The following is a 10,104-nucleotide window of genomic DNA, read 5'->3' as shown; positions in this document are numbered from 1 at the left end:
GTCGAGGGCTTATCCTAAAACGTTTGCCAGGACCCATACATCCGGCAGACAGCAGCTAAAAAGGTTCAGCAAACCTATCTTTCGTATCCAGTTTTCAGCGTGCAAACACGTCAAGAAACACCCCCGCATCCGGTGGGTTTTATTGTTCAGACGGAGGCTTAGCTCAGCTGGGAGAGCATCTGCCTTACAAGCAGAGGGTCGGCGGTTCGATCCCGTCAGCCTCCACCATNCGGTGGGTTTTATTGTTCAGACGGAGGCTTAGCTCAGCTGGGAGAGCATCTGCCTTACAAGCAGAGGGTCGGCGGTTCGATCCCGTCAGCCTCCACCATTATTATGAGTCATTAGCTCAGTTGGTAGAGCACCTGACTTTTAATCAGGGTGTCGTAGGTTCGAATCCTACATGACTCACCATTTTTATCTCACATGCGCGTATGGCGGAATTGGCAGACGCACCAGACTTAGGATCTGGCGGGCAACCGTGGGGGTTCAAGTCCCTCTACGCGCATCATATTTTAAACCTACACCTTGCTCAGCAAGGTTTTTTTGTTTTTTAGAGGGATCAATAAAATCGACATCTCCCTGATTGAAGCTGCTGCTTTACCCTGCAATGTTTACATGGCAGAAAATTTAAAAATGGATGTATGCCTGTATAATTGTCCGGGCAGCAGCTCCGTGCTGGGGAAGTTAGGGTGATTTGGGGAGTCCGGATAATGCTGCGTCTCCAGACAGAAGCCGGCATAACGCTGATAGGCTTTGCCTGATTTGCCGATATCGCTGCCGTCAAGATTGTTGCCCGTATAAAATTGGACTGCCGGCTGGGTGGTGTAAACCTCCATAAAGCGGCCTGATTTTGGTTCATATACGCTGGCTGCGAATAACAGGGAAGGCCCGTTTTGGTTTAACACAAAATTAATATCATAACCCTTCGCATTTCGGATTTGCGGTTCGTTCGAATCGATTCGGGAGCCGATTGACATCGGTTTACGGAAGTCGAAGGGAGTGCCGGCAACATCCAGTACTTGGCCCGTTGGTATGAAATCCCGCTTGACCGGCGTATATCGATCGGCATTAATCGTTACGATATGCTCCAAAATATTTCCTTTGTCCTCGCCGGCTAAATTGTAATAGTTATGCTGGCTCAGATTTACTACCGTCTTTGTATCGGTTGTGGCGGCATAATCGATTCTCAGCTCATTGTTGTCCGTAAGGGAGTACATAATTTGAACACGAAGGTTCCCGGGAAAGCCCTCTTCGCCGTTTTTGCTCAAATAGCTTAGAGCCAGCCCGACCGCGTCATCCGAATAAACCTCATCTGCTTCCCAAACCCTTTTGTCGAAGCCCCGTTTTCCGCCATGCAGCGTGTTTGGATATTCATTTACAGACAAGTTGTAGGTTTTTCCGTCAAGCGTGAACCGGCCATTTGCGATCCGATTGGCGTAGCGTCCGATTAATGCCCCGAAGTGAGGTTTATTGCCGGTCCGTATAAAATCCTCCAGCGCGGGATAGCCCAAATTAATATCATCCAGCGATCCGTATCGATCCGGCACTTTGAGCGTAAGCATAATGCCGCCATAAGTCATGATGGAAGCTTGCATACCGTTTTTATTCGTTAAGACGTATAGATAAACAGGCTGGCCATCGGGTGTTTGACCGAAAAAATGCTTCGTTATGGAGCCGGTGCCTTTTTTCGCTTGAACAGGCAGGGGAGGATCATCTTGGATGATTTTTTCCAGCGGCGCCGTATTTCCGTATGTCGGTGCTGCTCCATGCGGGCTGGCTGCCCAGCGGACCGAGTTCGCTATAACCCGCAAAACATCCTTGCTATAGTAGGTAGGATACTCTTGATCTCCCGGCCGGAAATAAAAGATTTTGCCAAGCCCGCGTTGATAGGCGCAACCGCTGCGGAACACTTCGCCGCCCTGAAACCAGCTAATAAAAACGAGCTCCTCGGGTGAAGGGATGTCAAAAAACTCACCGTACATTTCCTCATGCTGCAGCTCAAAATATTCGCCGAGCCCTTCGGCAATCGGGTGCGAGGGATCGACTACCCAAATTCTTTCCCGTTCAGCATCGGATCTCCATTTCAGATCACAGGTCGTTCCCATTAGTTTTTTGAATATTTTTGACCGGTGTCCGGAATGGAGAACGATGAGTCCCATCCCCTGAAGCACCCTTGCATAAATTCTTTCGACAATTTCATCTGCAACCTGCTCATGAGCCAAATGCCCCCACCAGATCAATACGTCCGTCTGGTTTAACACCGCCTGCGAAAGGCCATGCTCGGGCTGATCAAAGGTTGTTGTATGAATGAGGAAGCCATAGCGCCCGATGCCTTCAGCAATAGCCGTATGTATGCCTCGCGGATAGATAGACGCTACTTTCGGCTCCGTCCTCTCTTGAATAAATTCATTCCAAATCGTTACATGTATCGGTTTCATCTCATATAGCGGGCCGCTGCCAATCATTACATTCATCTCCGGAATCCCTCCTCTATATAGGGATATATATGTGCGTGCCAAAAGGAAAACAACCGCCCGCCGGAAATGGACTAGCGTTTCTTTCACTTATTGCGGGATATGCAATCCGGAAGTCATTAGCCTAGTTATAGGGAGCATATATTTTCATAAAAGGAAGTGATTATATATGAGGATTTATGTCGCGGATAAGGGAGATACCCTCGTAAAAATAGGCAACCGGTATCAGGTGGGATTAGAGCAATTGCTGTCGTTCAATCCGCATATTCAAAGTCCTGACGTCATCATCGAGGGAGTGAGCGTTAACATCCCCTCGCAATCACTGCCAAAGGCGGAAGCCAGGGTAGTAGCCCCCTTCTGCCCGCCGGTGCCGCAATCTGAATTTATTCATGATTGGATTCCGCTCACCTCAGCTGAAGAGATGGCTAATAACGAATACGATGTCCTGATTGTCGGATCGGGCGCAGGGGGAGGAGCAGCCCTGTGGAGATTATGCGAGCAATGGGGAAATAACGATAAGCGGATCGGTATGGTGGAACGAGGACCGAGCTTCCTGCCGACTCATGTCGCCAATATAGCTACCATGAACGATGTAAAATTTAGGTTGTATGCCCCTCCGCAAATAACCGATTTAATCGGAAACAGGCTTCCGCAATATTCCGGCTTGAAGCTGGTTTACGCTTTAGGAGGAAGAACGCTGTTATGGGGAGCGGTCTCTCCCCGTATCCCAAACTATGAAATAGCAAGCTGGCCTGTCTCGCTCGAAGAAATGGAGCTCTATTACAATATCGCCGAAGAAGTCATGAATGTGACAACCTCGTATACGAAAGATTCGTCGATTACGCAGGTGCTGCTTGACCGGCTTCGGGCAAACGGATACTTCAATGCGGACGTTATTCCGGTTGCTACCGATCTGGACCAGACCCGCCTGGGCAAATTGCATTCCAATGTGTTTTTTAGCTCGATCGTCTTTCTGGCGAGAGCTTTAAGCCGGCGTCCCTTCGATTTGGCCGTTAATACGTATGCAGCGCAAGTGGTTACGGAAGGCGGCAGGGCAGTCGGCGTTCGGGTGATGACCCCGGATAAGAAATCTTATGTCATCAGGTCGAAAAATGTTATTTTATCGGCCAGCGCGCTGCAAACTCCGCGAATACTGCTTAACTCGGGAATTAAGGGAGATGCGATTGGCCGCTATCTTATTAACCATTCGTACTTGATTCCATCAGCGAGCGTGAATACCGCCGGTTTCGCTGAACCGCTCGGCGCGTTGGGAATTGTCGTGCCTGAGCTGGAAGAACGGCCCTATAGGCTGCAGCTTCAAGGTCCCGAACAATTTTTTAACTACCAATATGAGCACAAGCCGGTTAAGGATGAATGGGGAATCAGTTTTTACGTTTCCGGTAAAGTGGAAGCCCGTTACGAAAACAGAGTGTTTGTCGATCCCAGCCGGAGGGATGAGTACGGAATGCCGGAGCTTCAGGTAGACTTTTCTTACAGCGCGAAGGATGAAGCTGTCATTCAGCAGATGTACGCCGGTATTGTGCATGCTTCTTCGGTGATGCAGTTACGCATAGCCACGCTGGAAGGAGCGCTAGCCATTTGCTTGCTGCCGCCGGGAGCCGATAACCACGATGCCGGAACATGCCGGATGGGCAATGATCCTAATACTTCGGCAACGAACCGGTACGGACAAATTCACGGTGTGGAGGGTCTTTATATCGCCGATAACAGTGTTCTTCCATCGTTGGGAGCCTCCAATCCAACCTTGTCAACAGCAGCTCTGGCAATACGAACAGCGGATTATATTATGTCGCAGCTGCGCTGAATTCAGATCAAAGGCTTTTATACTCTCCCCTTCCGTGGGAAAAACTGCATAGTTACTGTCAATAAGAACCATACTATCACCAAAGAGAAAAGCGAAAACAGGGTGATATTCCATGAGTGACAGTCTTTCAGGCGTTTCATCACAGTCAACCGGAACGGCGCAGTCAAGCGGACAGACAGGGATGAACAACAAGCAGCCGACCGACAAACCCAAACAGCCGATCAGTGATCAACTGGACGATAATCTCCGTCAGCTGGAAGAGATTTTCGCCAAAAATTCTGACATCGTATTCCGGTACTGGTCTTACGGCCCCGAAATGCAGCATAGGGCTTGCTCTATCTATTTCGAAACACTCATGCAAGGTGAAATTTATAATTATATGAAGGCTTCCCTTCAGGATCTCGTTACGCATGAGGTCGGTCCCGCTGAGGATATCATACCGCAGGATGTCATCTCCTTTTTTGAGAAGCACGGGGTTTCCGAGAAAAAAGCGGATATCATTGCAGATTTCCATCAAGCGGTGGAACAAATTACGTTCGGCAATATCGTCATTTTTTATAATCAGTGGAATAAGGCTTTAGTTTATAAATCGATGAAGGTCGAGTCGAGGCAGATCACAGAACCGGCCAATGAATCGGTTGTTCAAGGGCCTAGGGAAAGCACCGTTGAAAACTTAAAAAAGAATATTGGACTTCTCCGGATGCGTCTAAGCACCCCGAATTTCAAAATACAATCGATCGTTACGGGCGGGGAAACGCATACCCAAGTTGTTTACGGATATGTTGAAGGCGCAGTAGACTCCGAAGTATTGAAGGAATTCGAAAGCAGAGTGGCACAACTTAGCCATATGGAAGTATTGGAGACCGCCTATATCGAACAATTAATCGAGGATTCCACCTGGTCGCCTTTCCCCCAGCATCGGTATACGGAACGTCCGGATGTGGCAGTGGCCGGCATGCTGGAGGGCAAGATTGTAGTTTTGGTGCAGGGCACAGGAAGTATTTTATTATGTCCGGGCTTGTTCACGGAATTTTTCCAATCCAGCGAGGATTATTATCAAAGAACGGTATATTCGACCATGATCCGGTGGCTTCGAATCGTCGCATTTATAATTGCTTTGACACTGCCGAGCATCTATATTGCTTTATCGACCTTCCATACCGAGCTGATTCCTACGGTTTTGCTGCTTGCGATTATCGATACGAGGGAAGGTATACCGCTGCCAGCCTTTTTTGAAGCGCTCCTTATGGAGTTTTTCTTTGAGCTGCTGCGGGAAGCAGGAGTCCGGCTGCCAAAGCCGATCGGTTCCACCGTAAGCATTGTTGGGGCACTCGTCATTGGGGAAGCGGCGATCAGCGCCGGTATCGCTTCGCCGATCATGGTCATCATCGTCGCGTNCGATCGGTTCCACCGTAAGCATTGTTGGGGCACTCGTCATTGGGGAAGCGGCGATCAGCGCCGGTATCGCTTCGCCGATCATGGTCATCATCGTCGCGTTGACGGGTATCGCATCGTTTGCGATTCCTCAATACAGCATTGCCATATCGCTTCGGATACTGAGGTTCCCGCTAATGCTTTCCGCTACTATAATGGGAGGCTTCGGCATTATGATTATGTTCCTGCTTATTTTGCTTCATCTATGCAAGCTTCGCTCGCTTGGGCAACCTTATCTGGCATCGCTCGCCCCGTTTCAGTTTAGTCGGATGCGGGATGTATTGGTAAGGGTTCCGTTGAAAGTTTTGCTTCGCTCCGTCCGCAATAACGTTTCTAGACCAAATAAGTAGCTTACAACAAATTTGAATCCGGAAAGAATGAGATATGATGAAAAAAGGCATGGTTATTATATGGTTGTCGGCCGTTCTGCTCATACTCCCTGGCTGCTGGAACAAAGAGGAGCTGGATGAATCCGGGTTTGCGATGGCCATTGCGCTGGATCAGGGTAAGGGCGGGACACTCGATTTAACGACACAAATCTACCGTCCGTCCAACACGAAAGGTGCTAGCAGCGGCTCAGGAACAAAACAAACCAAAAACCTTTTGATCAGGACGTCGGATGACTCCCTATTAGAAGCGATTCGCGACATTCCGCTTCATTTGGGAAGAAAAGCGAAGTGGAGCCATTTGCGTATTATTTTGGTGGGAGAGAAGCTGGCCGCAGCAACCGACGTCGGCAAGCTGATTGATCTTTTTTATCGTGATCATGAGCCGCGGCACACGGTTTCCATCATGATCGCGAAAGGACGCGCCGAAAAAATATTGGAGAAAAAGCCGGAAATTGAACAGACGATTGGCCAGCAGCTTATGCTGACCAAGCAAGTATCCTTCAAAAGCTCCGCCAAGTCGTTGGACACCACTCTGCTCAAATTGGCGCTGCAAATGAACAGTCCGCAGGGGGATGCGTCCATCACCTATGTTTATGAAGACAAGAAAAAWAAGGATGTTTTAAACTCGGCAGGCCTAGCCCTTATCAAAAAAGGAAAAATGACGGGTATTCTATCTYCCAAAAAAGTGGAGGGGCTGGTTATGCTGCGGAATGAGATTGTATCCGGGGCTATCGAAGTCCCTTGTCCCGGAAAAAAATTTGAAACGGAGTCGCTTGAAATACTTTCCTTTAAAACGAAATTGAAACCAAAGCTCATAGGAAATAAGGTACACGTACAGGTCAAGTCCCAGGTGCAAGGGGCAGTCGGGGAATTGAAGTGCANTTTCCTTTAAAACGAAATTGAAACCAAAGCTCATAGGAAATAAGGTACACGTACAGGTCAAGTCCCAGGTGCAAGGGGCAGTCGGGGAATTGAAGTGCACAAACATTAAAACAAAAAAAGATGAAGCTGAATTCACGCATAAAATGGAGGAACAAATAAAGCATCAAATGTTAGAGACGGCCCAATTTCTTCAAAAGAAAAGATCGGATATTATCGGGATTGGCAACAAGATTGCAGGTGCGCATCCGAAACAATGGAATAAAATGAAAGAAGGATGGGACGAGCAGTATGCGAAAATCCCTTTCGATATTCAAGTWAAATTACAGCTTGTAACGACTGGAACGGTTATAGGCAAACCGACTGTATCGGGGGAAGATCGGTAAATAGCGAGTGTTTACGAAGAGCGTTTCGCTTCGTAAAGCTATAAGGGNGGCGTCTTGACTAGAGGCGTTATCGGTCTTTGTCCAGAGACGTTAGGTTATGGCATAGTGGACAGCGAGGGTAAATCTACTGAGCTTGGCTCCATTGAACGTTATAAGGATAAAGATGGGACGAGCAGTATGCGAAAATCCCTTTCGATATTCAAGTWAAATTACAGCTTGTAACGACTGGAACGGTTATAGGCAAACCGACTGTATCGGGGGAAGATCGGTAAATAGCGAGTGTTTACGAAGAGCGTTTCGCTTCGTAAAGCTATAAGGGAGTGATCGGTGTGAGTGAACGCATAATTGTCCTGTTGATTGTATACAGCGCGATTTTTTTGTATGATCGTTCGCTTCTGAAAAGAAGCTCGGACAAGGGAGAGAAGGCAGTCTACAACATCCTTATCATCATCTCGCTGTACCTCGGTGTCAGTTATGCGGGAAATCTGAACTTTATTTGGGTCTATGATCTGGTTGATCTCACACTTACCGATACAGCACGTGCAATCGATAAATGGCTGACAGTGCCCAAACCATGATTTTGCAGCAGAGGAGGAGATAAAGCAGAGGAGGAGATAAGCATGAGTAAACAGGAAACGGTTAGTCCCCAGCAAATGGGAGTTCTCTTCTTCGCCTTTATGACCGGGTCTTCCATCATTAACATTCCGAGTCCGCTCATCGGCAAAGCGGGGAACGGCGCATGGGTGTCGCTTCTGATCTCGGGCGGATTCAGTATGGGGCTGCTAGGCTGCATACTCTATTTACACCGGCGGTATCCGGATAAGACCTTTGTCGAATACAGCCGTAATCTGATCGGAGTATGGCCGACCGCCATTATGTCCGTGCTTCCGCTTTCTATGATGNCACCGGCGGTATCCGGATAAGACCTTTGTCGAATACAGCCGTAATCTGATCGGAGTATGGCCGACCGCCATTATGTCCGTGCTTCCGCTTTCTATGATGTTTCACATGCTGACGGGAATTGTTCTTGATATCGGCCTGTTCATGAGAAGCACAATGCTGAGAGAAACACCGACATATGCATTCACTTCTTTGATCTATATGGTAGCGGCCTTGAGCGTTCGGGCAGGCATCGAGGTCATCGCCAGAATGTTTTTGCTGATCATGCTGCTTATTGCAGCCTTTATTGCAGCGGTCCTCCTGCTTGCAATAGAGAATTATGATCTCGCATTTCTTATTCCCGTTATGCCGGACGGTATAAAGCCGATCCTGAAAGGCGCTTTTTTCTCCTCCGGCTTTCCCTATGCCGAATGCTTTCTGTTTACGATGCTTTTTCCATTCGTCAAAAAAGGTACCGACGGCAAATTAAACCGTGCCATGTTTCTGGCATTATCTATTAATATTGCCACTTTGTGCATTTCAACGATCTGTACGATCATGCTATTTGGACCGCTTGCCGGGGTGAAGAAGTATTCGATCTATGAACTTGCCCGCACNTAATATTGCCACTTTGTGCATTTCAACGATCTGTACGATCATGCTATTTGGACCGCTTGCCGGGGTGAAGAAGTATTCGATCTATGAACTTGCCCGCACGATCGATGTTCAGGAAATCATCACAAGAATTGAGTCGGTTATCGGCATGTCGCTTATCGCCGGTTCTTATATGAAAGCCACGATTACGTTGTACGTGATAAGCCTGCTCGTGTCGCAATTATTTAAGTTCAAGGATTATAAACTGATCGTTACGCCAATCGCGCTCATTGCTTTTCTGAATACGCTTGTCGGCTTTGATTCGGATATGGATTGGGTAGAGGTCATTTCGGTCGTTCACCCGCTCTGGGCATGGTTCGGGTTTATCTTACCTTTAGCACTAATCATAACTGTCTCGTTGTTTAGAAAGCCTTCGAGCTGATCGATAAGCTAACCGCTTGATTGCTGACCGGCGTGGGCGGGAAGCTTCGGCAGCTCAACGGTTACGGTTGTCTCTTGAACCTAGGCTCCTTGCCATCTTCATGGAAGCTTGACTGCCAAATAAATGCTCCACTCTTTTCCGGGTATGGGATAATCCGATATGCCTGAGACCGGAGTTTTTCTTATGTTCTCTATTAGTAATAAGAATTATAAAGACTATATGACATATGCTTGGCAACTTGAAACTAAAGATGAAGCGGTCATAAAACAAGGCATAATGGTATCTAAGTTTCTTGATATTTATGAAAATAGTTTAAGTGATTAAAGTTATTAATTAAACAACACATCGTTGCGCTAACGGGACAGTATGACAAGTTCTGCTATAAGCGCCAAGCTGCGTGAAAAGCAGGAGATTACAAAGGGTAATCTCAACCTTACAACTGAGGATGGGAATGACGGAACCATGTTTCCAGAAACCATCCCGCCAATACTTCTGCGTGCGTCATGGCGGACAGGTCATGGGGTATGAAGTACAGGTAGATTCGGCAGAACGGAGGCTAGAGCCATTTGAATTGAAAAGGTATGCCAACGGATATGCCGCGCGGCTGAAAAAATGGATATGGTGAGAATCGTTCCATTATAAGGGGTAGTACCCCATTTAGCAGGGACAGCCTTTGTTCAAATTTATAATTGATCCATACGTTTACAAGGTATTTCTTCCACTTGTTCCAATCGAAGATCATTTGTAACAAAAACATCCGCTTGTGCAATGATGGCGGATGCGATCACAAGCGCATCCGGTG

6 protein-coding genes, 4 tRNA genes and 6 pseudogenes are annotated in these 10,104 nt (G+C 47.6%); 14 read left to right on the top strand and 2 right to left on the bottom strand.

The window, feature by feature from the left end; genetic code table 11:
- Positions 1-152: 152 nt before the first annotated feature.
- The 4 genes from ASG81_RS28140 (at position 153) to ASG81_RS28125 (ending at position 505) form a co-directional block, all read left to right on the top strand.
- Positions 153-228 (top strand) — tRNA-Val (locus ASG81_RS28140).
- A 24-nt stretch (positions 229-252) separates the two neighbouring features.
- Positions 253-328, top strand: a tRNA-Val gene (locus tag ASG81_RS28135).
- 7 nt (positions 329-335) lie between these two features.
- Positions 336-411 (top strand) — tRNA-Lys (locus tag ASG81_RS28130).
- 14 nt (positions 412-425) lie between these two features.
- A tRNA-Leu gene (locus tag ASG81_RS28125) sits at positions 426-505 on the top strand.
- A 106-nt stretch (positions 506-611) separates the two neighbouring features.
- Here ASG81_RS28125 and ASG81_RS33355 read toward each other — a convergent pair.
- Both ASG81_RS33355 and ASG81_RS33350 read right to left on the bottom strand, forming a co-directional pair.
- Positions 612-1,640: pseudogene (locus ASG81_RS33355) on the bottom strand (aldose epimerase family protein); the annotation flags it as partial.
- Positions 1,641-1,721: 81 nt separating this feature from the next.
- Positions 1,722-2,474: pseudogene (locus ASG81_RS33350) on the bottom strand (ThuA domain-containing protein); the annotation flags it as partial.
- A 169-nt stretch (positions 2,475-2,643) separates the two neighbouring features.
- Between ASG81_RS33350 and ASG81_RS28110 the strand changes: the two are divergent.
- The 10 genes and pseudogenes from ASG81_RS28110 (at position 2,644) to ASG81_RS28070 (ending at position 9,927) form a co-directional block, all read left to right on the top strand.
- Positions 2,644-4,299, top strand: a complete 1,656-nt coding sequence (locus tag ASG81_RS28110; RefSeq protein ID WP_056642654.1) for a GMC oxidoreductase — start codon at positions 2,644-2,646, stop codon at positions 4,297-4,299.
- A 112-nt stretch (positions 4,300-4,411) separates the two neighbouring features.
- Positions 4,412-5,696 (top strand): annotated as a pseudogene (locus tag ASG81_RS28105) (spore germination protein); the annotation flags it as partial.
- Positions 5,697-5,777: 81 nt separating this feature from the next.
- Entirely contained in the window at positions 5,778-6,083 is a 306-nt protein-coding gene (locus ASG81_RS33345) for a spore germination protein (protein ID WP_442952974.1), read from the top strand.
- 34 nt (positions 6,084-6,117) lie between these two features.
- Positions 6,118-7,003, top strand: a pseudogene (locus tag ASG81_RS34285) (Ger(x)C family spore germination protein); the annotation flags it as partial.
- A gap of 69 nt (positions 7,004-7,072) precedes the next feature.
- On the top strand, positions 7,073-7,387 hold the full coding sequence (locus tag ASG81_RS34280; RefSeq protein ID WP_442952973.1) for a Ger(x)C family spore germination C-terminal domain-containing protein: 315 nt from the start codon (positions 7,073-7,075) through the stop codon (positions 7,385-7,387).
- 329 nt (positions 7,388-7,716) lie between these two features.
- Complete coding sequence (locus ASG81_RS28090; RefSeq protein ID WP_056642643.1) at positions 7,717-7,965, top strand: hypothetical protein; 249 nt, start codon at positions 7,717-7,719, stop codon at positions 7,963-7,965.
- A 42-nt stretch (positions 7,966-8,007) separates the two neighbouring features.
- Positions 8,008-8,289, top strand: a pseudogene (locus ASG81_RS34275) (GerAB/ArcD/ProY family transporter); the annotation flags it as partial.
- Between the two features lie 73 nt (positions 8,290-8,362).
- A pseudogene (locus ASG81_RS34270) lies at positions 8,363-8,883 on the top strand (GerAB/ArcD/ProY family transporter); the annotation flags it as partial.
- A gap of 41 nt (positions 8,884-8,924) precedes the next feature.
- A complete protein-coding gene (locus tag ASG81_RS34265; RefSeq protein ID WP_442952972.1) occupies positions 8,925-9,302 on the top strand; it encodes a GerAB/ArcD/ProY family transporter in 378 nt (125 codons plus the stop codon).
- Between the two features lie 451 nt (positions 9,303-9,753).
- Entirely contained in the window at positions 9,754-9,927 is a 174-nt protein-coding gene (locus ASG81_RS28070; protein WP_155972022.1) for a hypothetical protein, read from the top strand.
- The last annotated feature ends 177 nt before the right edge of the window (positions 9,928-10,104 follow it).

The sequence above is a fragment of the Paenibacillus sp. Soil522 genome (assembly GCF_001428245.1).
Taxonomy (GTDB): domain Bacteria; phylum Bacillota; class Bacilli; order Paenibacillales; family Paenibacillaceae; genus Pristimantibacillus.
The sequence above is the reverse complement of the archived record's forward strand: the minus strand, read 5'-3'. Positions and strand labels throughout refer to the sequence as shown.

What these genes read in the sequence shown, in the direction of transcription:
- ASG81_RS28110 (WP_056642654.1), top strand. Translation starts at nt 2,644, where the DNA reads ATGAGGATTTATGTCGCGGATAAGGGAGATACCCTCGTAAAAATAGGC.
- ASG81_RS28070 (WP_155972022.1), top strand. Translation starts at nt 9,754, where the DNA reads ATGACGGAACCATGTTTCCAGAAACCATCCCGCCAATACTTCTGCGTG.
- ASG81_RS34265 (WP_442952972.1), top strand. Translation starts at nt 8,925, where the DNA reads ATGCTATTTGGACCGCTTGCCGGGGTGAAGAAGTATTCGATCTATGAA.
- ASG81_RS33345 (WP_442952974.1), top strand. Translation starts at nt 5,778, where the DNA reads ATGGTCATCATCGTCGCGTTGACGGGTATCGCATCGTTTGCGATTCCT.